Origin of the sequence: Mesorhizobium sp. M7D.F.Ca.US.005.01.1.1 (assembly GCF_003952545.1) — a bacterium.
Lineage (GTDB): Bacteria > Pseudomonadota > Alphaproteobacteria > Rhizobiales > Rhizobiaceae > Mesorhizobium > Mesorhizobium loti.
On sequence record NZ_CP034453.1, the window covers coordinates 5297539 to 5318783 of the forward strand.

Here is a 21245-nt window from a genome sequence, read left to right on the forward strand (position 1 = left end):
CATCAGGAGCGTTTGCGATGAAATCCACCGTTCTGCGCGCAGTCCTTACCTCGTCCCTGCTGGCCTCGTCCGTCCTTCTCGGCGGACAGGCCTACGCCAAAACCCTGGTCTATTGCTCGGAAGCCAATCCCGAGACCTTCAACCCGGCGATCGGCATCGCCGATTCCACCATGGACGCCGCCGCCAAGACGATTTTCAACCGGCTGGTCGAGTTCAAGCCTGGCACGACAGAAGTCGGTCCGGCGCTGGCCGAAAGCTGGGATGTCTCAGCCGATGGCAAGACCTACACCTTCCATCTCAGGCACGGCGTGAAATTCCAGTCGAACGACCATTTCACGCCCTCGCGCGATTTCAACGCCGACGACGTGCTCTACACCTTCAACCGTCAGCGAGACGCCAACAATCCCTACCACAAGCTCGGCGGCGGCGCTTACGAGTACTTCAATGCGCTGGGCATGGGCACGCTGATCGAAAAGGTCGACAAGGTCGACGATTACACGGTGCGCTTCACCCTGACAGCGGCCAACGTCACCTTCCTGCCCGGCATTGCGCTCGACTATCTCTCCATCCTGTCGCTGGAGCAGACCGAGAAGATGGTGGCCGCCGGCACGCCGGAACTGATCGACTCTGAACCGGTCGGCACCGGCCCGTTCGTGCTGCAGGCTTATGTCCCTGACAGCCAAGTCCGCTACGCCGCCAACAAGGACTACTGGCGCGGCGCACCGAAGATCGACACGCTGGTCTTCGCCATCACGCCCGAGCCGACCACGCGCGTCGAGCGCCTCAAGGCCAATGAGTGCCAGGTCGCCGCCCCGCCGCCGCCAAGCGCCGTCGCCGATTTGCGCACCGACCCCAATATCACCGTGCTCGACCTCAAGGGCCAGAACATCGGCATTCTCGGCTTCAATGTCGAGCACCAGCCGCTTGGCGATGTCCGTGTGCGCATGGCGCTGGCCAAGGCCATCGACCGCAAGGCGATCGTCGACGCCGTCTATGCCGGCGCCGGCACGGTGGCCGGCAGCGTCGTGCCGCCGGCGCAGATCGGCGCCGTCACCGACGCCGGCATCGACTATGATCCGGACGGCGCCAAGAAACTGCTGAAGGAAGCCGGCCACGAGAGCGACCTGAAAATCAGCCTGTGGGCGATGCCGGTGTCGCGACCCTACAACCCCAACGCCAAGCGTATGGCCGAGATGATCCAGGCCGACTGGGCAAAAGTCGGCGTCAAGGCCGAGATCGTCAGCTTCGAATGGGGCGAATACCTCAAGCGCACCGCGGCGGGAGAGCAGGACGCCTACCTGCTTGGTGGTAGCAGCGACAATGGCGACCCCGACAACATGCTGAGCTATCTGCTCTCCTGCGACGGCGTGAAGGGCGGTTCCAACCGCTCGCGCTGGTGCGATCCGGCCTTCGAGAAGCTGCTGCAGGACGGCCGCGTCGCCGCCGATCCGAAAAAGCGCGCCGACATCTACGCCAGGGCGCAGGCGATCCTGAAGGTCGAGGTGCCGGTGGCGCCGATCGCCCATTCGGTGGTGGCGATCCCGATCCGCAAGAGCGTGCTCAACTACGTGCTCGACCCGTTCGGCCGGCAGAACTTTGCTGCGGTCGATATGGCGGAGTGAAGCTTGGCGACCCTGCCCTCGGGCTCGACCCGAGGGTGCACCGACATGTATAGAACCAGCGATTTAGAGGCGAAAGCAGAATCCATGCGTGAAGACCTGAACGCCCTCCTCAAGACCTATCTCACCGACGGCGCGGTGGGCGCCTCGCTTGCCTACGAGCTGAACGGCGCGACGCCAACCGCCGTCACCGCCGGCCTCGCCGATCGGGAACATGACGTTGCCGTCTCGCCCGACCGGCTGTTCAAGATGGGCAGTTGCACCAAGACCTTCGTTGCCGCCGCCCTGGTCAAGCTTGCCCAGGACGGCAAGCTCGATCTCGGCGCGCCGATCGCCTCCTGGTTTCCCGACCTGCCGGGCGCCAAGGAGATTTCGGTGCGCCAGCTGATCAACCACCGCAGCGGCCTGCCGGAGTTCGAATATTACATTCCGATGGACCCAAGCCGGCAATGGACGCCGCAGCAGCTGGTCGACATCGCCTTCGCCTCCGACAAGCAGAAAGCGCCAGGCGGACCCGCCGTCTACAACAACACCGGCTTTGTGCTGGCCGGCATGGTGATCGAGGCCGTCTCCGGCCAGTCGCTGGGCGGCTATGTCAGAAGCGCGGTGCTGCAGCCGCTCGGCCTGGAGAATACCTGGTCGCCGGCCACCGAAGCCTTCCCGGAAAAATCGATGGTGCGCGGCTACTACCACCGGCCGCCGCCGGCGGCGAACGCGCCCACCGACATCGCCTCGGGCGGCGAGATGTGGCGCATGGACGGCGTGCTGCCCTACTCCGATGCGTTGCAGGATTCTTCGGATTCCTTCCCGTTCGGCGCCGCCTATGGCTGCGGCGACATGGTGTCGACGCCGTCCGACATGGTGAGCTTCATACGCGGCCTGTTCTCCGGCAAACTGCTGTCGCCGCCATTCTTCTCCGAGATGTTCGAACACCGCGTGCCGGCAAGTTTCCCCGGCACACGCATGCGCGAAACGGGCGCCGGCATGTTCCAGAGCGCCTACGCCGACCGCGCCTTCTACGGCCACCAGGGCAGCATCCCCGGCTACGTCGCCGTCATGCTGCACGATCCGGAGTCGAGCCTGACCATCGCCATGACCAGCAATGTCGGCTCCGGCAACCGGCTGTCCTTCCAGGCGAGTGGGCTGCATCCGGTAGTCGACAAGGCGATCCAGATCATTCTGGGGTGAAGGGTGTTCTGCGCCGCGGGCCGTCGCATGATGCGCTACCCCGCGACAGACGATCAACTCGCGGCGAGATGATGGAACGGCTCGCCGAGATATGAGACGGTATCCCAGGCCCGTCACTGGAGATGCCGCCATGAAACCCACGCTGCCACTGCTGCTGAGCCTCAATGGCGGCTATGTCGATACGGCGGGGTTCCTGGCGCTACAAGGCCTGTTCACCGCGCATGTGACGGGAAATTTCGTCACGCTGGGCGCCTCGCTGGTGCTCGGCATTTCGGGCGTTCTGGCGAAGCTGCTGGCATTGCCGGTCTTCTGCGTCGTCGTCATCCTGACCCGGCTCGCCGGTGAGCGCTTGCGCAGGCGGGGGCTGCCGGCGCTCGGGGTCCTGCTGGCGGCCAAACTGGCGCTGCTCGTCATTGGTGCTGCGCTGGCGATCCGCTTTGGTCCCTTCGCAAGTGGCGACGGCGCGGCCGCGATTGTCACCGGCATGGCGCTGGTCGCCGCGATGGCGATCCAGAATGCGGTGCACCGTGTCCATCTCGCGGCCGCACCGCCATCGACACTGATGACCGGCACCACCACCCAGATCATGCTCGACATTGGTGATCTCATCGGCGGCGTGGCTCCGGAGACCCGCCCTGCCCTGATCGCCCGCCTGCGGCGCATGGCACTGGCGGTCGCCGTGTTCGCTGTCGGCTGCGCCGCCGCTGCACTTGGCTTTGCCTTCGCCAATGTATGGTGCTTCGTCATTCCACCGGTGATTGCGCTCTTCGCCCTGCTGCTGCGACTTTCGGCGCCCGACGAGGAAACCAAGTAGGCCGCCCCCTCAGTCTTCGTCCATCCAGATCAGCCGCAGCAACCGAAGCAGCGTCGCCCGCTCCTTTTTTGTCAGCCTGTGGAGGAACCGGTCCTCGTGCCGGCGAACCTGTTGCCGCCATCCCGGCATGGCCTCCCTGGCCGCCTGCGTCAGGGCGAGCACCTGCACGCGTCCGTCTTCGGCATGATCGTCGCGCTCAACCAGTCCGCGTTCTTCCAGTTCGGCGAGCAGCGGCGCCATGTTGGCGCTCTTCATGCCGAGCAGGCGGCACAGCTCCGCGGCGCGGATGCCGGGCTTCTCGTCGATCAGCGCCAGCATGGCGTAGGTGACCGGGCGCAGCGCCGCGTCAGTCATCTCGACGGCGAAATCATTCAAGGCCAAGGCTGAGGCGCGCCTCAGATTATAACCGATCTGCGCGTCGAGCGCGTCTTCGGGACTGGTGCGGAGCCGGGTCTTTTCCATGCTTCAACCGATCGCCACGAACATCCCCTCTTGTCAAGCAAAAAAGACTATGCGACATAGCAAATACGATAGCTATGCTACATAGCAATTTGTCAGACGGAACGAGAGGACCTGACCATGACCGAAGAGACCGTTGCCTTCGATGTCGAGAACGGCATTGCCTGGGTGCGCTTCAACCGGCCGGACAAGCGCAATTGCATGAACCCGGCGCTCAACCGGCGCATGATGGAGGTTCTCGACGAGCTTGAGTTCCGCGACGATGTCGGCGTGCTGGTGCTATCAGGCGAAGGCAGCGCCTGGTCGGCGGGCATGGACCTCAAGGAGTACTTTCGCGAGACCGAAGCCAGGGGGCTTGGCGCCATCCGCAAGGCGCAGTCCGAAGCGTATGGCTGGTGGCGCCGCCTGCGCTGGTACGGCAAGCCGACCATCGCCATGGTCAATGGCTGGTGCTTTGGCGGCGGCTACGGCCCGCTTTTCGCTTGCGACCTCGCCTTCGCCGCCGACGAGGCGCAATTCGCTTTGTCCGAGATCAACTGGGGCATCCTGCCCGGCGGCGGCGCCACCAAGGTTGTGGTCGACCTCCTGTCGATGCGCGACGCCATGTACCATGCGCTGACCGGCGAACTCATCGACGGCAGGAAGGCCGCCGCCTGGAAGCTGGTCAATGAAAGCCTGCCGCTGGCGGACCTGAAGGCGCGCGTCACCGAGGTCGCGACCATCTTGCTGAAGAAGAATCCCATTGCCCTCAAGGCGACCAAGGACGCCATCCGCCGCGTCGCCGAAATGACCTATGACAATGCCGAGGATTATCTGGTGCGGGCACAGGAGGCGGCCAATTCCTACGACAATGACGGCCGCAAGGAAGGTATCCGCCAGTTCATCGACGAGAAGAGCTACAAGCCCGGTCTCGGCGCTTACGACAAGGCAAGGTGACGCGACAAATCGCTGACGCAATCTGGGAGGAGATGCGAATGCCGGCCTGGACGACATCGGATCCCGTGGCCCTGCACGCCAGGACGCAGCCGGATCGCATTGCCTGTGTCGACCTGGCATCCGGCCAGCGCTGGACCTACGCGGCGCTCGACGAGGCTATCCAGCGTGCCGTCGGCGTCCTCCAAGCAGGCTACGGCATCGAGCCGGGACAACGCATCGCCACGCTTGCCCGCAACAGCGCAGACCTGGTTGTCCTGCAGCAGGCAGCGATGCGGCTCGGCGCCATCTTCGTGCCGCTCAACTGGCGGCTCGCCAATGCCGAACAGCAGGCGATCCTTGCCGATTGCGATCCGGTGCTGCTGCTGCACGACACCGCCCTTGAGATGACGCTGCCCCAGGGCTGCGTGCCGACCGAAGTCGCGGCCTTCGCGGCGGCAGTCGAGGCACAGGCGCCAGCACCGCGCCGTCCCTTGCCGGCCAGCAATGCCCCGTCGATCATCCTCTACACATCGGGCACATCAGGCCGGCCGAAAGGCGTCATTGTTACCGAGGCCAACGCTTTCGCCACCGCGGTCAATTTCGGCGTGCTGGGACGCGTCGGCAATGCCAGCGTCTTCCTCTGCGACGCGCCGATGTTCCATGTCATTGGCCTCATCACCAGCCTGCGTCCGCCGCTGCTGCAGGGTGGCACGGTGCTGATCTCGCCCGGCTTCGACGCCGGCGTCACCAATCGTCGCCTGGCTGATCCCGCGCTCGGCGTCACCCATTATTTCTGCGTACCGCAGATGGCCAGGATGCTGCGCGACCATCCAGATTTTGCGCCTTCGAATTGGACCGCGCTGACCGCCATCTTCACCGGCGGCGCGCCGAATCCGGCCGCAGACATCAACTGGTGGCTGGCACAAGGTGTGCGCATGGTAGACGGCTTCGGCATGACCGAAGCCGGCACCGTGCTCGGCATGCCTATCGAAGCCGACCGCATCGCAGGCAAGGCGGGCTCGTCCGGCCTGCCGGCGCCGACGATCGGGCTGCGCATCGTCGACGACCAAGGCCGCGATGTCGCTGCCGGAGAACCAGGCGAGATATGGCTGTCCGGCCCCTCCATCACATCAGGCTACTGGAGCCGGCCAGAAGAGACCGCGCGGGCCTTCACCGCCGATGGCTGGTTCCGCACCGGCGACATCGCCAGGCAGGATGAGGAAGGCTTCGTCACCCTTGTCGACCGCCGCAAGGACATGTTCATCTCGGGCGGCGAGAACGTCTATCCCTCAGAAATCGAGATGGCGCTGCTCGATCATCCCGACATCGCCGAAGCAGCCGTGATCGGCGTCGCCGACGCGCGCTGGGGTGAAGTCGGGCGCGCCTTTGTCGTGGTCAGAACCGGCTGTGTTGTCGATCCAGCTGATCTCGCAAGCCACTGCGGCGCCCGCATCGCCCGTTACAAGGTGCCGAAGGAATTCCTGCTCACCGATGCGCTGCCGCGCACCGCATCCGGCAAGATCCAGAAACACATCTTGCGCAGCTGGACAGCACCGGTCGGCGGGCAGGACTGAGGCGCCGTTCAGACCGCAGGCGCACCGCGAAAAATCGCCACGGCAGCAGCGACGATTTCCGCATTGTCCTTCGCCGTCGTTCCATCGGCGAGCGTCTTGCCGTCTTCCAGCCCAACCCGCGTCGACCACCGCTTTTGATGGGCAAGCGCGACGAAGGGCCAGATGGTGGCGTCGACGCCATGCAGCAGGATCGGCCGCCGTACCCCGGCGCGTTCGAGCACGGCGGCGATGCCGTGCGCCTCGTCAAGTGCTGCCGACAGGTCTGGGATGTCGATCTCGATCAGGATGCGCAGCACCCGGTCGTGGTCGGCAAGGCCGACGAAGCGTTCGGCGTCGGCGACCGTGGCAAGCCCGGCCTCGATGCCGACACCACGCTGGCGCAGCAGCACCATCACGGCGGGCGCATCCGCTTCCGACAGATTGACCGAGGCGTAGTCGGGTAGCTCCCGCCAGTCGGCGATCGCAGCGCGGGTCCGCTCGACATCGTTCTCGATCCAGGCGCCCGTCGACACGCCAACCAGCGTCCCCGGACAGGCCTGGCGTACCGCCCGCACGGTAGCACTGACGGCGGCCAGGCTTTCGCGCCCATCCGCGCCGCGCGGGTGGATGTGCAGTTCGGCGGCACCCGCGGTGACGCAGGCGGCGGCATCGCTGGCCATCGTCTCGGCGGCCAGCGGCAACTGGGGATGAAAATCGCGCGAACGTGCGCCGTTGATGCAGGCCTGGACGATCATCGGTCTCACCTCCGACAGGGAGGCACAGTCTAGCCGCGCGGCACGGCATGGCAAAGAGTTGGGCCGCGTCTCTCCTGACAGCGCATCACTGCCGTACCTTCCTTCTGTGGCATTTGAATAAAAGCCGCCTGTGGATATTTACCCGGCGTTCCCTCGCCTCCGGCAAGGTATTTTAGGGTGGGATAATGGAGAGACCATTGACCAGCGATTTTTCAGCCGCCCGCATCCACCTCGAACGCGCCTATCACTATCTGCAAGGCAATGACGAGACGAGCCGCACGGCCTGTGACGCCCTCGATCTGTTGATCGAAACAGTGGCGGAAGCGCAGCACAGGCCATCCGATTCTGGAGTGCTGGAGTTTCCGCAATCAACGGCGCGGCGAACCGGATAGAACATGTTGAGATTCAGGTCAGGCCAACCGGCCCGGCCTGAATCTCGATACATCCGGAATCACGATGCCTTACGGGCCGTCTCTGCCCCTGCCGCGCGCACGACAATTTGCTCCAGCGGCTCCGGCCGGTGCAGCAAAAACCCCTGGCCGAAGGCGACGCCCATGTCGCTCAACATCGCCAGCGTGTCCTGCCGTTCGATCTTCTCGCCGACCACGTCGCAGCCGAGGCTGCGGGCGATGCTGGTGATGGCCAGCACGATCTCGCGGTCGAAGCGGCTTTGCGTGATGTGCTCGATGAAGGAACCGTCGATCTTGATCGTGTCGACGGGAAAGCGCCTGAGATACTCGAACGAGCTCATGCCGGCGCCGAAATCGTCGAGGCTGACCCGGCAGTGCCGCTCGCGCGCCTTGCGCACGAATTGTTCGGCGGCGTCGAAATTGGTGACCGCGGCGGTTTCGGTGATCTCGAAGCCGATGCCCGAATGCGGCGCCCCGGTCTCTTCGATGACACTGTCGACGAAGTCCCACAGCTGCGGATCGCTCAGCGTCTGCGCCGACAGGTTGAAGCCGAGCGTCAATGCACCCGAGCGCAAGGCAGCACCATGCCGCGACAGCGCGGTGCGGATGATCCAGCGGTCGAGCCGCGACGCGATACCAAAGCGCTCGGCCACCGGAATGAACTCGCCAGGCGGCACCAGCCGGCCGTTGCGTGCGACGAGCCTAGCCAGCACTTCGACATGGCGGCTTTCCTGCCAGGGCCGGCCCAGCAGATGGATTTCCTGGCCGAACAGTTTCAGCCGCCCGTCTTCCATGGCATCGACGGTGTCGGCGGCGACACGCGCCGCGTTCAGCCCGCCGGAACCCGATGCCGTCTCGGTGGAGAAGATGGCAAAGCGGTTGCGCCCGGCGGCCTTGGCTGCGTAGCAGGCGTCGTCGGCGCAGGCCAGCGCGTCGGCCACCGTCGTGTTGGCGTCATCAACGAAGGCGATGCCGATCGAAGCCGCCAGCTTGCGCGTCGACGCGGCCGCGCCGAGATCGGCCTCGCGCACCGCGCCAAGCACCGCAGCGGCGATCCTCTCGGCCTGTGCGGCATCGCAATGCGGCACCAGCAGCGCGAATTCGTCGCCACCCAGCCGCGCCGCGTGTGCTGCCGGCGGCAGGCAGGCGCGGATGCCGGCGGCAACGCTCTTCAGCGCCAGGTCGCCGGCAGCGTGGCCGGCAAAATCGTTGAGCGCCTTGAAGTAATCAAGATCGACATAGAACACAGCCAGCGGCGCACCCGCCGCGATATGGTCAGCGAGCAGCCGATCGAAGGCGGAGCGATTGTACAGGCCGGTCAGCGCATCGTGACGGGCGGCATAGGCTAGCTCCTGCTCACGCAGTTTTTCCTCGGTGATGTCGCGCACCGTGCCAAGAACCTGGCCAGCCGCACCGGCAATGGCGATAAAGCGCACCAGAGATTCGACATGGCGTATCTCGCCGTCGCGCTTGATGATGCGGTATTGCGAAGCGGTAACTCGGTCCGAGCCGGGTGTCGGCAAATGCGCCTGCTCGGTGACTTCCCTGTCGTCGGGGTGCAGGAAAGTATGCCATAGGTCGGCGGTTACCTCGTCGGTATCGGCGACGAGGCCGAATATGTCTCTGGTGCGGGAGTCCCAATAGCTCTTGTTGGTGGCGATGTCGTAGTGCCAGATGCCGGTGCCGCTGGCGGCGAGTGCCAGCCGGAAGCGCACATTGACCTGCTCGAGCTCGGCTTCGGCGGCCTTCTGCTTGGTGATGTCGGTCTGCACGCCCATCAGCCTGAGCGGCTTTCCGGAAGCGTCACGCTCGACGATGCCGCCGCGATCGAGCACCCAGACCCAGTGGCCCTGCTTGTGCTTCAGCCTGAGCTCGGTCTCGATGGCATCCGTCTGTCCGGCAATGTGGCGGTCGCCGCTGGCCAGCGCCCGCTCGCGATCATCGGGATGGGTCAGCTGCAGCCACAGGTCGCTGGCGTTGGCAAGTTCGCCTTCATCATAGCCCAGCATCCGCGCCCAGGTCGCGGAATAGAAGCAGTCGCCGGTCGCAAGATCCCAATCCCAGACGCCAAGATGGGCGCGTTCCAGGGCCTTCGCCCAGAACGTTCCATTGCGATTTTTCTTGTCCTGACGCGCCATCGTCTGTTTCGCTCATTCCCCGCCACGCGGCAATCTGCAGTAAAACCAGAGAAGAAACAGTTACCGTTGGAAGGCCGGCCGAGAGTGGCGACCCGGCATTGCCAGATTATGGGCAGCCCGGCCTGTAGAGTTCACCATCAAGTACCATGGACTCTCCGACAAAACCGATGCTGAATCTTTCGTCGTCGGTACTGCCGATGACGAAACGCGGCGCCTCGCCCGGAGGGGCGCTCTCGTAGCGAAGCCGTTGGTTGAAGCCATCGCTTCGCGACCAGCTCATTTCATGCGGCAAGCCCGGCCCGTCATCGACTATGACCTTCCAGCCCGGATGATTTTCACTCATGTAGCACTGCCCGGCAACGGCCGGGGCAGGCACGGCACTTGAACCGATGCTTGGTCACGGTGTTCACCGCTCGCTTCCGGCGCGAGTCGGATAGCCTAGGTCCTGTCGCCTTTCGATTGGCCGGCAAGAACCGGAGTTTTGCACCCGCCTGATCGTCCTACTGCTTGCTCCAGGTCATCGGCCAATCCGGTGATCTCTCCGTGCAAACACAAGAGGACCTCCCAATGACCAAGCAAGAAGACAACAAGGCCGTCGTCGTTAGATGGTTCACCGACTTCTGGGGTGAAACCTGCGATCTGTCCGTCGTCGACGACATCGCAGCACCCGACATGCTGCTGAAATACTCGCTGCACGAGCCGCGCCGCGGCCGCGACGACATCAAGGCCTTCATGACCGACTTCCGCAACGCCTTCCCGGACCTCAACTTCTGGGCCACGGCCGACCTGATTGCCGAGGGCGACTATGTCGTCGGCCAGTGGGAGGGCGGCGGCACGCATACCGGCCCCGCCTTCGGCGATTTCCTCGCCGGCTCGCTGCCGGCTGCCACCGGCCGCGCCATGCGCTTTACCGGCACCACTGTGCTGAAGGTGGTCAACGGCAGGATCGTCGAGGAGATCGGGCTCGATGACGGCGTCGCCGCCCTCACCCAGCTCGGCCTGATCAAAGCCGCCTGATCGAGCCGCATGATGGAAAGGGGCCATGGCCACCAGGCGATGGCCCTCCCTCTCTCAATCGTAGCCGAAACCCGACGACAGGCAGCCTGTAACCGTTGAAAGCCTCGAAAGGCGACGAATGATGCCTGCGCGTAACCGCGTAGCATTTTCGTAAACAGATCATTGCCAACAAATAATGAATTATACCTATCTAATATTTAATACTCTACTTTGGAACAGGTGTAACTGAATGGTAATACATCATCTGCGAAATACCCCATAACAATCTTCTGGGCAGCTGGCGGGATGTCCTTCCATGAGTGAGCACACCGGTCAGCGCGGCGGCAATCGCCGCCCAGCTGCAATCCTTGACCTGGACATCGCGACAACCAGGAGCGGCTGGTTGCTGGTTGCCTTGTGTCTGACCTATGCCTTGACCGCTCTTTGCCTGCAGCCGGATCGCTACCTGCATCTGGCGCAATCCTATGCCGAGCCGTTCGCCTTCTTCCTGCCCACGCTTCTGGCGGCTGGCCTTGGTGTGGCGGGGCTGGCATTTGCCCGACATACCCCGACGAGGTTCATCCTCGACATACTCGGGCAGCGTTGGCTGACAGCCGCGCCCGTTATCCTTCTGTTCTTTCTCGGCGTCACCGCCTTCACCACCTTGAAGGTCGCCATCCCGGACACGGTGCCGTTCTACGCCGACCGTGCCCTGGCGGAGCTTGATCTTCGGCTGCATGGCGTCGATCCCTGGACATGGACGCACAGCGTGGTTCCCGAACCGGTCTCGGCCGTCATTTTCGCCGGCTATGGATATGGCTGGCTCGTGCAATGGTTCGGCACGGTGCTCTTCGTCGCCTTCTGGAACAATCCGGTCAGCCGCTTGCGCTATCTGTGGGCGTTCGCGCTGACCACGATCCTGTGCGGCACCGTACTTGCGACCCTGCTGTCGTCCACCGGCCCGATGTTCCACGACCAGTTCTATGGCGGTGACCGCTTCGTCGGGCTGCGAACCGCCCTGGCGCAGAATAGCTACGCCGCGTCGGTCCATGTCTATGCCGACTATCTGCTTGCAGCCTACCAGAGTGGCCGCCCGGAACTGGGCGGCGGCATCTCCGCCATGCCAAGCATGCATGTCGCCATCGCCACGCTCAACGCACTCTTCCTGGCCGGATTCGGCCGCCGGTGGGCAATCGCCGGCTGGTCCTTCGCAACCTTCATCCTGTTCAGCTCGGTTTACACCGGCTGGCACTATGCCGTGGATGGCTATCTCTCGATCCTTGTCGTGTCCCTGCTCTGGTATGTGACGGGACGCTTCGTCTTGCCGCAAGCGAGCCGGGATACCATCAGCGAGGTGGGATTGGCGATTCCAGATCAAGCGGCATGATGACCGTATCCTTCTGACGCCGCGAGGAGCGGCAGCGGCACACACACCGGCCTGGCCTTCAACGATTGTCTCGCCCAAAGCGGGGCGCTGGGCGGGAGCGTTCCGACTGACTCGGGAGAATGCCAGGCGGCATTGGCGCCGCCTGGCTTCATTGCTTACTGGCTCGGCGCCATCGCGTGCTCACATGACACTTTCGGGTTCATGTCGGCGAAAGTGCCGGTCGGGTTGCCCTTCCAGGCCCAGACATGCAGTTCGTAAAACTCACCCAGGCCGTAGCGGTTGGGCGCGCTGTTGAAATTGAACAGCTGTCCGTCCAGCGACGCCGGCCCCTTCGAGGTAATGTATTCGACCGCCACCAGTTGCAGCGTGCCGTCAGCCATCGGCTCGTACATCACCGCTTCAGGCCGGGCGATATCGATCTTGTCGTCCTTCAGATACTGGCCGTTGACATAGTGGATGCCCATGGCGCCGCCGGTGATGCCGCTGGCGCACGGAATCGGCGCATAGCCCTCTGATATAGCGGCCTTGACGTTGAGAAACCGGCTGTTGGCGGCCCGCACCTTGTCGGCCAGCGGATTGGGGACGGACGCCGGCGCAGCCGCTTCCTGATGCGCCTGTGCGAAGGTGGTGCAGACAGCCAGCATGGCCCCGGCCATGACAAACCTGTAGTGAAAATTTGGCCGGTTGTGAAAGTTCGATAGCATCTTCATTCCATTCTTCTTGAAAAAGCCCAGCTGGCCGGCCGCCGAAAATACGGAGGCCCGGCAGGCAAGCGCTGTGGCTGTTGTTGCTTGGAGATCCCGAAAACGATGCCAGGGATGCCGGTCATCCCTTCGGCAGATACGGGATCGTTCCGGCCAGATCGGTGTTGTCGATCATCTGGAAACGGCTGTCGCTGCCGCCCTGACGGGCCGAAACGAAGGGCGCATAGGCCGGATCGCTGGTGAAGGCGCGGGCCGCCGCTTCTGACGGGAACGCCATCAGGGCGATCAGCGTGGTGTCGAGCGGCTTGCCTTCGAGCGTCTTCACATTGCCGCTGCGCGACAGATACCTGCCGCCATGCTTGTGGACGAGGTCGTGCACCGAGGCGGCATAGGCCGGCACCCACTGCGGGTCGTTTATCTTGATGTCTGCGATAACGTAAGCGGTCATGGTAGTCTCCTGGTTGCGGTGCACAAGGTATCCCGTGCAACCGGCCAAAGGGCTCGCATGGCAGGGCCCTAGCCAACCAGTCCGCGATCTGTACTGGGGCAGTACAGTTTCCGTACTGGCCGCTTCATTCATGAAGGCCTAATGTTCGGCCCAGTTTCGAGGGAGGGACACAGATCATGACCCAGCACGGATACAAACAGTTCTGCCCGCTATCGATGGCCGCCGAGGTGCTGTGCACCCGCTGGACGATGGTGCTGATGCGTGAATTGGTGGCGGGTTCGACCCGCTTCAACGACCTGCGCCGCGGCGTCCCCAAAATGTCGCCGACCCTTCTGTCGCAACGGCTGAAGGAACTTGAACTGGCCGGCATCGTCGAGCGCAAGGAAGTGCCGGGCGAAAAAGGGATATTCGAATATCGGCTGACGGAAGCCGGCCGGGATTTGCGCCCGGTCGTCGAGGCAATGGGCTTCTGGGGGCAGAAATGGGTCGAGTCCCGACTGTCGCTGAAGAACCTCGATCCGTCGCTGCTGATGTGGGACATGCGGCGCAATTTGAACCCCTCGCCGCTGCCCGAGGGGCGCACGGTGATACAATTCCTGTATCAGGAGCTACCGGCGTCCAAACGGTCGTGGTGGCTCATCGTCGAGAAGCACGGCGAGGTCGATCTGTGCTGGTACGATCCGGGCTTCGATGTCGACCTTTACGTCTCGACCGACCTGCACACGATGACGGCGATCTGGATGGGATTGCTGACCGTCGAGAAGGCCGGCGCGAAGGTTGCCCTGACCGGCGACCAGGCCATCGGCAGGAAGATGCAGACATGGCTCGGGCTCAGCCCGTTCGCGGTGGAACCCAAGCGCGCGGCTTAGGAACGAGGGTATCAGGCACCACGGGCGACGGCTTAGGCGCGCTTGCGGCCCCTGTCATTTGCAAGGTGATAGGGTTGCACGAGGACTTCGGCAGGAATGTTCCATTCCTTGTTCAGTTTGAAGACCATATCCAGGGTAAGCGCCCGCTTTCTGTTCAGCACCTCGGTCGCCCGGGGCGATGATCCGATCACCTCGGCCAGCGCCTTTCGCGACAGGTTGAACAGTTCCATGTGCGAATGAATGGCTTCAACGGGATCCGGTGCTTCGATCGGATAGTGCTTGTCCTCATAAGCCTCGATCAGAGTTGCGAGAACGTCGAAACGGTCACCTTCGAGAGAGCCGACCTCCGGCTCATTCTCGAAATATTTAGTGATTTCGGCGATCGCCCAATCGTAATCGGCTTCGGTCTTAATGGGTCGAATGTTCTCCATCACACCTTCTCCGGATCAATCTTGTCATACTCTTTGTGCGTCCCGACGAATTTGATCAGAACACGGTGAAACTTGTAGGCGACGTGGACAATCAGGCGGTACTTGTTGCCGCCGATGTCGAAAATGATGCGATTGTCGCCGACGAAATCAACGGTCGCTCCAAACGCATCTTTAACGTCAGCCGGGGTCTTCCAATCAGCATTGCCTACAGCCACATACCAAGCCGTCAAAGGAGCTTCGGCCTGATTGTGTTTGGCCCAAAAGTCCTTCAGCGCCTTCTTGGCAATTATCTGCATGACCTGATATAGCAAATTCCCAAATCGGGAACAAGAGTGTTTTCCCAAATTGGGAAAGGCAGATTTGCACTTTCCTGACGCTTGTCAGGAAACGGGTGGCGAGGCCGGCTTTTGGCGGCTTCAATGCGGCATGTTCATCACTCTGGCCAAGGATCTTCACCCCGCGCCGCTGCAAGTCGCCGACGATCCGCGCTGGGCGCGTATCGTTGCGCGCGACAAATCGGCCGACGGCGAATTCTGGTATTCGGTGGCAACGACCGGCGTCTATTGCCGGCCCTCCTGCCCGTCGCGGCGCGCCAACCCCAGGAATGTGCAGTTGCACGGCACGCTCGATCAGGCCAGGGCAACCGGCTTTCGCCCGTGCCGGCGCTGCAACCCGGATGGCCCGTCGCTCGAGGCCGGCAACGCCGCAATGGTCGCCGCTGCCTGCCGCAGGATCGAGCAGAGCGAAGAAGAACCGTCGCTCGGAGAGCTGGCGGACGCCGCCGGCCGTAGCGCCGGTTATTTCCATCGTATCTTCAAGGCCGTCACTGGCCTGACGCCGAAGGACTATGCCGCCGCCCACCGCGCCGCCCGGGTCCGCCAGGGCCTGGAAGACGGCGCCAGCGTGACGACGGCGATCTACGATGCCGGCTTCAATTCAAGCGGGCGTTTTTACGAGAAATCCACCTTCATGCTCGGCATGACGCCGACGCGCTATCGCGCCGGCGGCGCCCATGAAGAAATCCGCTTCGCCGTCGGCGAATCCTCGCTCGGCGCCATCCTGGTCGCCTCCAGCCAAAAGGGCGTCGCCTCGATCCTGCTCGGCGACGATCCCGACGCGCTGGTGCGCGACCTCCAGGACCGTTTCCCCAAGGCACGGCTCATCGGCGGCGACCGCGACTATGAGGCGCTGGTCGCCCGCGTCGTCGGTTTCGTGGAAGTGCCGGCGCTCGGCCTCGACCTGCCGCTCGACGTGCGCGGCACCGCCTTCCAGCAGCGCGTCTGGCAAGCCCTGCAGGACATCCCCGTCGGCCGCACGGTTTCCTATGCCGAGATCGCGCAGCGCATCGGCGCGCCGAAAGCGACCCGCGCCATCGCCGCCGCCTGCGCCGCCAACAGCCTTGCCGTCGCCATTCCCTGCCATCGCGTGATCCGCAAGGACGGCGCCCTATCCGGCTACGCCTGGGGCGCGGAGCGCAAACGCGCGCTGCTCGACCGTGAGGTGGCGCCCGACAATGCCAACCGGTCGGTGCGGGCCTGACGAGGACCGGCAATGCGCGCGATGGCAAGGTCTCCCACCACAGATGCGACCAGCCAGACCCAAGCTGCCGGCAGCCGCCGCGTTCCTGACGAGAAATCACGGGTGATGACGGCCATCGGCCAGATGGTCGATGACGGCAGGGCCGAATGGAGCCGCACCGCGACCGGCGACATCGAGCTGCGGTTTTTGACCGGTGAGGTGTTTCTGCTCGGAGAGATGTTCGTCACACGTGTCGAATGAGCACCATCAGCGCCGTCGAGCACCTGCCTTGGAGATTCGAATTTGAAAGCAAGCACCGGAGTGAGCGTGAAAAGCCGTGTCTGTAGGGTTCAGGCACAGACAAAGGAGTGAAGGCAATGAACCTCATGCAAACCACTATGCCGGTAGCCGCCCGCAACGCTGTGGCCCTCGACACCATAACCTACGCCATCGGCGAATCCCCGATCGGCAAGATCCTGGCGGCGCGCAGCGATATCGGCGTCTGCGCCATCCTGATCGGCTCGGACGCCGAGGCGCTGGAGCAGGACCTTGGCGGCCGCTTCCCCGGCAAGGCGCTGGTCGAGGACGAGGCCACCTTGCGCGATGATCTCGCGGCAATCGCGCGCTTCATCGAGACGCCCAGCGTCGGCCTCGACCTGCCGCTCGACATGCGCCACGGCACGCCATTCCAGCAACAGGTTTGGGTCGTTCTGCGCGCCATCCCATGTGGCGCCACCATCACCTACACCGCACTGGCCCGTCGTCTCGGTCAGCCGACCGGCGCCCGTGCCGTGGCGACCGCCTGTGCGGCCAATGCGATTGCGCTCGGCATTCCCTGCCACCGCGTTGTTCGCGCCGACGGCACGCTGGCCGGCTATCGCTGGGGCGTCGAACGCAAGCGCGCCCTGCTTAACAAGGAGGCTGCGATATGAATGCCCATGCCAAGGTTGCCACATCGGTGGTCGAAGCCGCTCAGACACGCGTCGCCGCCTACGACTGGCCAACCCTTGCCACCGAACTCGACGGCTTCGGCTGCGCGGTGATCGAAAAGCTGCTCTCGCCCGAAGAGTGCCGGCGGATCGCCGGCCTCTATGCCAGGGAAGAACATTTCCGCAGCCACATCCATATGGCCAGGCACGGCTTCGGCAAGGGCGAGTACCGCTATTTCCGCTATCCCTTGCCCGACCTTTTGGGCGGCCTGCGCAGCGCGCTCTATCCCAGGCTGGCCGAGGTCGCCAATCGGTGGAACGAGCGCATGGGGCAGGCCATGCGCTATCCCCCGACACATGCGGCGTTTCTCGAGCAATGCCATGCCGCCGGCCAGACGCGACCGACCCCGCTGCTGCTGCAATATGTGCCTGGCGACTTCAACTGCCTGCACCAGGATCTCTATGGCGACCTCGCCTTCCCGCTGCAGGTGGCGATCCTGCTCTCGGAACCCGGCCAGGATTTCACCGGCGGCGAGTTCGCGCTGACCGAACAGCGGCCGCGCATGCAAAGCCGTGTCGAGGTGGTGCCGCTGCGCCAGGGCGATGCTGTCGTCTTCGCCGTCCACAACAGGCCGGTGCAGGGAAGCAAAGGCAATTACCGCGTCAACCTGCGCCACGGCGTCAGCCGGCTGCGCTCAGGCATGCGCCACACCGTCGGCATCATTTTTCACGATGCGAAGTGAGCGTTCTCCCTTCTCTCCTTATGGGAGAAGGGAGGCCGCGCTTCATCCTGCGTCCTCGAGCACCATATCCAGTATCCAGGGGCAGGCATAATAGTCGGAAATGCGGTCGATGACGCCGCCATCGGCATGGATCCGCACGAGATATGCCGGCCGCCATTCCTCGCCATGCAGCCTGTCGACGACCAGCACGATCTCCCCTTCGATCGCGCCTTGCTGCATACGCCAAGGCTCGCCGCGCTCATATTCGACGAAATAGGGCGAGCCCGACAGCAGGCCGTTGTAGCAGTCCGAGACCCGCAGCCGCGCATCGGCGCTAGCCATTGCCCGCACCCCATCCCAGTCTCGCCTGTTGAACAATTCGACATAGCGATCGAGTAGCCGCGCCAATTCGGGGTCGTGTGCCGGTGCCGCGACCGGTTGCGCCGGCAAGGCGGCGAGCTTGGCGCGGCCGCGGTTGAGCGCCGATTTGACACCGCCTGATGTCGAGCCGACCAGCTCGGCGATCTCCTCGAGCGAATGGTCGAAGACATCCTTGAGCAGCACGCAGGCGCGCTCCTTCGGCGGCAGATGCACGACCAGCCGCTCGATGGCACGGCCGGCGCCGGGACCGGCGGGCTCGACAGGCAGCACGATGTCGTCGCCGGCATAGCCGGCCTCGGCCCGCTGTCGCGCCTGGCGGTTGCGGATAAAGTCGATGCAGCGGTTGTGGGCGATGCGGAACAGCCAGGGCCGCAGCGCCTGCGCATCGTCGAGCCGTTCGATCTTGCGATAGGCCTCGAACAGCGCCTCTTGCATGATGTCCTCGCCATCGAGGGCCGAACCGGTCATGCGCGCGCAGTACCGGTGCAGCTTGACGCGCAGATGCGAAACCGTCCCCAGGAACGCGGCATAGCGCCGGTCGAACAAGCCCTCGGGGTCGAGGCGCGGCTGCATGCCTTGCCTCGTTTCGCGGGATTTGCGGATCTGCTGGTTCATCGCGGCACGTCGGTCAGCGTCGCCGCAGCATCGGGCAGGCGCGGCACATCCACAAGCACGAATCGCGATACGACCAGCCGGCGCATACTCACGCCGCTCTGTCGCTGGCGGCCTTGTCACGGGTGGCCGGCAAGCCCAGTTTCGGCCGCACCCAGGTGGCGAAGCGGCCGATCGCGTCGTCGGCTTCCGGCGCCCGGCCGGCCATCATCTGGAAGGAATGCAGCATGCCCTCGAAGACGTCGAGCCGTGTCTCGACCCCGGCCTGCCTGGCGCGCTCGGCGAACATGCGGCTTTCGTCGACCAGCGTCTCGTCGGCGCCGGCTTGCAGGAACACGGGCGGAAAGCCGGTAAGGTCGGCATAAAGCGCGCTGACCTCCGGATCGAGCCGGTCGCCGTCACCGATGAAGTTGGTCACCAGCCAGTCGACGGCGGCCTTGGCGAAGGCCGGGTCCTTTTCGCGGTTGGTCTCGTAGCTGGCGGCGGTCAGCGCCATGTCGAACCAGCCGGAGATGATCAGCGTGGCGACGGGCAGCGGCCGCCCTTGCGCACGCAGCCGCTGCAGGACGCCATAGGTCAGCACCGCACCGCAGGAATCGCCGGCAAGCGCGATGTCGCCGGCGTCGAAGCCCCGATCGGCGAGCCAGTTCCAGACCGTCATCGCCACGTCGAGCTGGGCCGGATACTTGGCCCGGTGCGCCAGCGGATAGTCGTAGAGCAGCGCCCGGCAGCCGACGGCCTTGGCCAGATGCCCGACCAGCTTGCGGTGCGTGTAGATCGAGCCGCCGATGAAGCCGCCGCCATGCGCATAGAGCAGCACACGCCCCTCGTCGGCGCCCTTCGGCACCGTCCACATCGCCGGCAGGCCGCCGGCATCGACCTCGATATAGTCAACGCCGCCGGGTTCGCCGGTCAGTGCCGTCCAATGGGTGTCGTTGTGGTCGATGATCGCTTGCGGGCTGGTCAGTTTGCCCGCATTGGCGGCGATCGCCGCGTAGTGGTTCCTGTTTGCCTCGCTCTGCGTGCTCGCCATGATGATCTCCCTGGTTACGGATCGCGGGCTGCGCGACCTTCCAAAGCCAAGGACGAACGGGCGGACAAGAAAGATACGTCGGAGCCCTGATTTTCTCTCTCTGCCTCACCCCACCGGCGCATAGCTGTTGACCACCATGCCGCAGGCATAGGCCTTCGAGCCGAGCAGCGCCAAGTTTTGGAAACCGCCCTGGTCGAAGATGCGGCGTCCGGCACCCAGCACCGCCGGATTGATGAACAGCTGGAACTCGTCGACCAACCCGGCCGCGATCAGCGCCGAGGCGAACCCGGCGCCGCCGAACACCGCCATGTCGCCACCCTCGCCCGCCTTCAGCGCATTGACCTCGCGCGGCAGGTCGCCGCTGGCGACCCTTGTGCGCTCCCATACCGAGTGCTTGAGCTTGTCGCTCAGCACCACCTTCTGGGCGTCGACGACGCGCTGCGCAAAGGCATAGAACGGGTCGCGCGGAAATTTCTTCGCCGCATTGCCCCAATGGGTAAGATACCCCTCCTGCACCATCTTGCGGCTGAGCAAAATGGTGTCGATGCCGGCGAAGACGGCGTTGAAGTCCTGCTTCAGCTCGTCGTCCCAGCCGCTCTCGTCACCCCATTCCCAGAGCTGCCAGGGATGGTCCTCATTGGCGCCGACAAAGCCGTCGACCGACATCTGCATCTGAAGGATCAGCTTTTTCATCATCGTTCTCCTCGGTTTGTCCCGGCTCAAAGCGTGCAGGCGAAATTGCGGGGCAGCGAGCCGCATGGCCAGCGTTAAATGGTTTACATTTGGAACTATTGACGCAAGACGAAAATGATATCAATAGTAAAGTGATTTAAAAATGGAACCATAGATGTCGACGCGCGAAAAATCCGGCTGCCCGATCAACCTGTCGCTCGAACTCGTCGGCGACCGCTGGACGCTGCTCATCATCCGCGACCTGGTTTTCGCCGGGAAAAGGCACTTTCGCGAATTCCTGCAATCCGACGAAGGCATCTCGTCACGCACGCTGGCCGAGCGGCTGCAGACGCTGCAGGACGAAGGCATCCTCATTCGCAGCGACGACCCGACGCATGGGCTGAAGACGGTCTACCGGTTGACCGAGGCCGGCATCGACCTGTTGCCGGTGCTGGTGACGCTCGGCGCCTGGGGCAGCAAGCACCGCAAGGCCGACGATCATCTGGCGCGGATCGCCGACGAGCTGGCGGCCGGTGGCGAGGCGGCGCTGGAACAGATGAAAGCAGCGCTGCGGGCCGATCATATCGTCTAGGTGGCGGCGCTCAAGCCGAGCCGGCACTGCTCTTTGCTGCACAAATCGCTCGCCGCTTGACAATGATCCGCCTTTGTTCTCTATTTGTTCCGGTCTATCA

Annotated in this window: 25 protein-coding genes; 14 read left to right on the top strand and 11 right to left on the bottom strand. The window is 63.9% G+C overall.

The window, feature by feature from the left end; all coding sequences use genetic code 11:
• The first annotated feature begins 17 nt into the window (after positions 1 to 17).
• The 3 genes from EJ076_RS25690 to EJ076_RS25700 all read left to right on the top strand — a co-directional run bounded on the left by EJ076_RS25690 (position 18) and on the right by EJ076_RS25700 (position 3621).
• Positions 18 to 1622 carry an ABC transporter substrate-binding protein gene (locus EJ076_RS25690; protein ID WP_126069722.1) on the top strand — a complete coding sequence of 535 codons (1605 nt, stop codon included), beginning with the start codon at positions 18 to 20 and terminating at the stop codon, positions 1620 to 1622.
• Positions 1623 to 1706: 84 nt separating this feature from the next.
• Complete coding sequence (locus tag EJ076_RS25695) at positions 1707 to 2807, top strand: serine hydrolase domain-containing protein (protein WP_126069723.1); 1101 nt, start codon at positions 1707 to 1709, stop codon at positions 2805 to 2807.
• 130 nt (positions 2808 to 2937) lie between these two features.
• Positions 2938 to 3621 (top strand): YoaK family protein, encoded by a 684-nt coding sequence (locus EJ076_RS25700; protein WP_109660831.1) that lies wholly within the window; start codon positions 2938 to 2940, stop codon positions 3619 to 3621.
• A gap of 9 nt (positions 3622 to 3630) precedes the next feature.
• Here the strand turns inward: EJ076_RS25700 and EJ076_RS25705 are convergent, their stop codons facing one another.
• Complete coding sequence (locus EJ076_RS25705) at positions 3631 to 4083, bottom strand: MarR family transcriptional regulator (protein ID WP_126069724.1); 453 nt, start codon at positions 4081 to 4083, stop codon at positions 3631 to 3633.
• 117 nt (positions 4084 to 4200) lie between these two features.
• Here EJ076_RS25705 and EJ076_RS25710 point away from each other — a divergent pair, with 117 nt between their 5' ends.
• On the top strand, positions 4201 to 5016 hold the full coding sequence (locus EJ076_RS25710) for a p-hydroxycinnamoyl CoA hydratase/lyase (RefSeq protein ID WP_126069725.1): 816 nt from the start codon (positions 4201 to 4203) through the stop codon (positions 5014 to 5016).
• Between the two features lie 32 nt (positions 5017 to 5048).
• Entirely contained in the window at positions 5049 to 6569 is a 1521-nt protein-coding gene (locus EJ076_RS25715) for an AMP-binding protein (RefSeq protein WP_126071140.1), read from the top strand.
• 8 nt (positions 6570 to 6577) lie between these two features.
• Here EJ076_RS25715 and EJ076_RS25720 read toward each other — a convergent pair whose 3' ends face one another.
• Positions 6578 to 7303, bottom strand: a complete 726-nt coding sequence (locus tag EJ076_RS25720; protein WP_126069726.1) for a 3-keto-5-aminohexanoate cleavage protein — start codon at positions 7301 to 7303, stop codon at positions 6578 to 6580.
• Positions 7304 to 7500: 197 nt separating this feature from the next.
• Between EJ076_RS25720 and EJ076_RS25725 the strand changes: the two genes are divergently transcribed.
• A complete protein-coding gene (locus tag EJ076_RS25725) occupies positions 7501 to 7695 on the top strand; it encodes a hypothetical protein (RefSeq protein ID WP_164548734.1) in 195 nt (64 codons plus the stop codon).
• Between the two features lie 59 nt (positions 7696 to 7754).
• Here EJ076_RS25725 and EJ076_RS25730 read toward each other — a convergent pair whose 3' ends face one another.
• On the bottom strand, positions 7755 to 9851 hold the full coding sequence (locus EJ076_RS25730) for an EAL domain-containing protein (protein WP_126069727.1): 2097 nt from the start codon (positions 9849 to 9851) through the stop codon (positions 7755 to 7757).
• A gap of 106 nt (positions 9852 to 9957) precedes the next feature.
• The gene (locus EJ076_RS25735; RefSeq protein ID WP_126069728.1) at positions 9958 to 10194 is read right to left on the bottom strand and encodes a hypothetical protein; all 237 of its coding nucleotides are present in this window, start codon (positions 10192 to 10194) and stop codon (positions 9958 to 9960) included.
• 224 nt (positions 10195 to 10418) lie between these two features.
• On the opposite strand from EJ076_RS25735, the gene EJ076_RS25740 reads away from it, so the two are divergent.
• Complete coding sequence (locus tag EJ076_RS25740; protein ID WP_109660814.1) at positions 10419 to 10868, top strand: ester cyclase; 450 nt, start codon at positions 10419 to 10421, stop codon at positions 10866 to 10868.
• Between the two features lie 295 nt (positions 10869 to 11163).
• The gene (locus EJ076_RS25745) at positions 11164 to 12234 is read left to right on the top strand and encodes a phosphatase PAP2 family protein (RefSeq protein WP_126069729.1); all 1071 of its coding nucleotides are present in this window, start codon (positions 11164 to 11166) and stop codon (positions 12232 to 12234) included.
• A gap of 155 nt (positions 12235 to 12389) precedes the next feature.
• Here the strand turns inward: EJ076_RS25745 and EJ076_RS25750 are convergent, their stop codons facing one another.
• Complete coding sequence (locus EJ076_RS25750) at positions 12390 to 12944, bottom strand: hypothetical protein (protein WP_206438736.1); 555 nt, start codon at positions 12942 to 12944, stop codon at positions 12390 to 12392.
• Positions 12945 to 13059: 115 nt separating this feature from the next.
• The gene (locus tag EJ076_RS25755) at positions 13060 to 13386 is read right to left on the bottom strand and encodes a DUF1330 domain-containing protein (RefSeq protein ID WP_109660810.1); all 327 of its coding nucleotides are present in this window, start codon (positions 13384 to 13386) and stop codon (positions 13060 to 13062) included.
• 176 nt (positions 13387 to 13562) lie between these two features.
• Between EJ076_RS25755 and EJ076_RS25760 the strand changes: the two genes are divergently transcribed.
• Complete coding sequence (locus tag EJ076_RS25760) at positions 13563 to 14255, top strand: helix-turn-helix domain-containing protein (protein ID WP_109660808.1); 693 nt, start codon at positions 13563 to 13565, stop codon at positions 14253 to 14255.
• A gap of 32 nt (positions 14256 to 14287) precedes the next feature.
• Here EJ076_RS25760 and EJ076_RS25765 read toward each other — a convergent pair whose 3' ends face one another.
• Positions 14288 to 14686 (bottom strand): type II toxin-antitoxin system HigA family antitoxin, encoded by a 399-nt coding sequence (locus EJ076_RS25765; RefSeq protein WP_109660806.1) that lies wholly within the window; start codon positions 14684 to 14686, stop codon positions 14288 to 14290.
• A complete protein-coding gene (locus tag EJ076_RS25770) occupies positions 14686 to 14982 on the bottom strand; it encodes a type II toxin-antitoxin system HigB family toxin (RefSeq protein WP_109660804.1) in 297 nt (98 codons plus the stop codon). The genes EJ076_RS25765 and EJ076_RS25770 overlap by 1 nt, the downstream gene beginning before the upstream one ends.
• A 130-nt stretch (positions 14983 to 15112) precedes the next feature.
• Between EJ076_RS25770 and ada the strand changes: the two genes are divergently transcribed.
• The 4 genes from ada to EJ076_RS25790 all read left to right on the top strand — a co-directional run bounded on the left by ada (position 15113) and on the right by EJ076_RS25790 (position 17876).
• Complete coding sequence (ada, locus tag EJ076_RS25775) at positions 15113 to 16225, top strand: bifunctional DNA-binding transcriptional regulator/O6-methylguanine-DNA methyltransferase Ada (RefSeq protein WP_126069730.1); 1113 nt, start codon at positions 15113 to 15115, stop codon at positions 16223 to 16225.
• A gap of 12 nt (positions 16226 to 16237) precedes the next feature.
• Complete coding sequence (locus tag EJ076_RS25780; protein WP_126069731.1) at positions 16238 to 16465, top strand: hypothetical protein; 228 nt, start codon at positions 16238 to 16240, stop codon at positions 16463 to 16465.
• Between the two features lie 116 nt (positions 16466 to 16581).
• Positions 16582 to 17136: a methylated-DNA--[protein]-cysteine S-methyltransferase gene (locus tag EJ076_RS25785; RefSeq protein ID WP_126069732.1), complete on the top strand. Its 555-nt coding sequence runs from the start codon at positions 16582 to 16584 to the stop codon at positions 17134 to 17136.
• Positions 17133 to 17876 carry a 2OG-Fe(II) oxygenase gene (locus EJ076_RS25790; protein WP_126069733.1) on the top strand — a complete coding sequence of 248 codons (744 nt, stop codon included), beginning with the start codon at positions 17133 to 17135 and terminating at the stop codon, positions 17874 to 17876. The genes EJ076_RS25785 and EJ076_RS25790 overlap by 4 nt, the downstream gene beginning before the upstream one ends.
• Before the next feature lie 42 nt (positions 17877 to 17918).
• On the opposite strand, the gene EJ076_RS25795 is transcribed toward EJ076_RS25790, so the two are convergent.
• The 3 genes from EJ076_RS25795 to EJ076_RS25805 form a co-directional block, all read right to left on the bottom strand.
• Complete coding sequence (locus tag EJ076_RS25795) at positions 17919 to 18851, bottom strand: sigma-70 family RNA polymerase sigma factor (RefSeq protein ID WP_126069734.1); 933 nt, start codon at positions 18849 to 18851, stop codon at positions 17919 to 17921.
• A gap of 88 nt (positions 18852 to 18939) precedes the next feature.
• Positions 18940 to 19881, bottom strand: a complete 942-nt coding sequence (locus EJ076_RS25800) for an alpha/beta hydrolase (RefSeq protein WP_126069735.1) — start codon at positions 19879 to 19881, stop codon at positions 18940 to 18942.
• 105 nt (positions 19882 to 19986) lie between these two features.
• The gene (locus EJ076_RS25805; protein ID WP_126069736.1) at positions 19987 to 20574 is read right to left on the bottom strand and encodes a dihydrofolate reductase family protein; all 588 of its coding nucleotides are present in this window, start codon (positions 20572 to 20574) and stop codon (positions 19987 to 19989) included.
• Between the two features lie 154 nt (positions 20575 to 20728).
• Between EJ076_RS25805 and EJ076_RS25810 the strand changes: the two genes are divergently transcribed.
• Positions 20729 to 21145, top strand: a complete 417-nt coding sequence (locus tag EJ076_RS25810; RefSeq protein ID WP_109660790.1) for a helix-turn-helix domain-containing protein — start codon at positions 20729 to 20731, stop codon at positions 21143 to 21145.
• Positions 21146 to 21245 lie beyond the last annotated feature (100 nt).

Excerpts from the sequence above, each read along its gene's own strand:
- EJ076_RS25690 (WP_126069722.1), top strand. The coding sequence starts at position 18 with ATGAAATCCACCGTTCTGCGCGCAGTCCTTACCTCGTCCCTGCTGGCC.
- EJ076_RS25695 (WP_126069723.1), top strand. The coding sequence starts at position 1,707 with ATGCGTGAAGACCTGAACGCCCTCCTCAAGACCTATCTCACCGACGGC.
- EJ076_RS25700 (WP_109660831.1), top strand. The coding sequence starts at position 2,938 with ATGAAACCCACGCTGCCACTGCTGCTGAGCCTCAATGGCGGCTATGTC.
- EJ076_RS25705 (WP_126069724.1), bottom strand. The coding sequence starts at position 4,083 with ATGGAAAAGACCCGGCTCCGCACCAGTCCCGAAGACGCGCTCGACGCG.
- EJ076_RS25710 (WP_126069725.1), top strand. The coding sequence starts at position 4,201 with ATGACCGAAGAGACCGTTGCCTTCGATGTCGAGAACGGCATTGCCTGG.
- EJ076_RS25715 (WP_126071140.1), top strand. The coding sequence starts at position 5,049 with ATGCGAATGCCGGCCTGGACGACATCGGATCCCGTGGCCCTGCACGCC.
- EJ076_RS25720 (WP_126069726.1), bottom strand. The coding sequence starts at position 7,303 with ATGATCGTCCAGGCCTGCATCAACGGCGCACGTTCGCGCGATTTTCAT.
- EJ076_RS25730 (WP_126069727.1), bottom strand. The coding sequence starts at position 9,851 with ATGGCGCGTCAGGACAAGAAAAATCGCAATGGAACGTTCTGGGCGAAG.
- EJ076_RS25735 (WP_126069728.1), bottom strand. The coding sequence starts at position 10,194 with ATGAGTGAAAATCATCCGGGCTGGAAGGTCATAGTCGATGACGGGCCG.
- EJ076_RS25740 (WP_109660814.1), top strand. The coding sequence starts at position 10,419 with ATGACCAAGCAAGAAGACAACAAGGCCGTCGTCGTTAGATGGTTCACC.
- EJ076_RS25745 (WP_126069729.1), top strand. The coding sequence starts at position 11,164 with ATGAGTGAGCACACCGGTCAGCGCGGCGGCAATCGCCGCCCAGCTGCA.
- EJ076_RS25750 (WP_206438736.1), bottom strand. The coding sequence starts at position 12,944 with ATGAAGATGCTATCGAACTTTCACAACCGGCCAAATTTTCACTACAGG.
- EJ076_RS25755 (WP_109660810.1), bottom strand. The coding sequence starts at position 13,386 with ATGACCGCTTACGTTATCGCAGACATCAAGATAAACGACCCGCAGTGG.
- EJ076_RS25760 (WP_109660808.1), top strand. The coding sequence starts at position 13,563 with ATGACCCAGCACGGATACAAACAGTTCTGCCCGCTATCGATGGCCGCC.
- EJ076_RS25765 (WP_109660806.1), bottom strand. The coding sequence starts at position 14,686 with ATGGAGAACATTCGACCCATTAAGACCGAAGCCGATTACGATTGGGCG.
- EJ076_RS25770 (WP_109660804.1), bottom strand. The coding sequence starts at position 14,982 with ATGCAGATAATTGCCAAGAAGGCGCTGAAGGACTTTTGGGCCAAACAC.
- ada (WP_126069730.1), top strand. The coding sequence starts at position 15,113 with ATGTTCATCACTCTGGCCAAGGATCTTCACCCCGCGCCGCTGCAAGTC.
- EJ076_RS25780 (WP_126069731.1), top strand. The coding sequence starts at position 16,238 with ATGCGCGCGATGGCAAGGTCTCCCACCACAGATGCGACCAGCCAGACC.
- EJ076_RS25785 (WP_126069732.1), top strand. The coding sequence starts at position 16,582 with ATGAACCTCATGCAAACCACTATGCCGGTAGCCGCCCGCAACGCTGTG.
- EJ076_RS25790 (WP_126069733.1), top strand. The coding sequence starts at position 17,133 with ATGAATGCCCATGCCAAGGTTGCCACATCGGTGGTCGAAGCCGCTCAG.
- EJ076_RS25795 (WP_126069734.1), bottom strand. The coding sequence starts at position 18,851 with ATGAACCAGCAGATCCGCAAATCCCGCGAAACGAGGCAAGGCATGCAG.
- EJ076_RS25800 (WP_126069735.1), bottom strand. The coding sequence starts at position 19,881 with ATGGCGAGCACGCAGAGCGAGGCAAACAGGAACCACTACGCGGCGATC.
- EJ076_RS25805 (WP_126069736.1), bottom strand. The coding sequence starts at position 20,574 with ATGAAAAAGCTGATCCTTCAGATGCAGATGTCGGTCGACGGCTTTGTC.
- EJ076_RS25810 (WP_109660790.1), top strand. The coding sequence starts at position 20,729 with ATGTCGACGCGCGAAAAATCCGGCTGCCCGATCAACCTGTCGCTCGAA.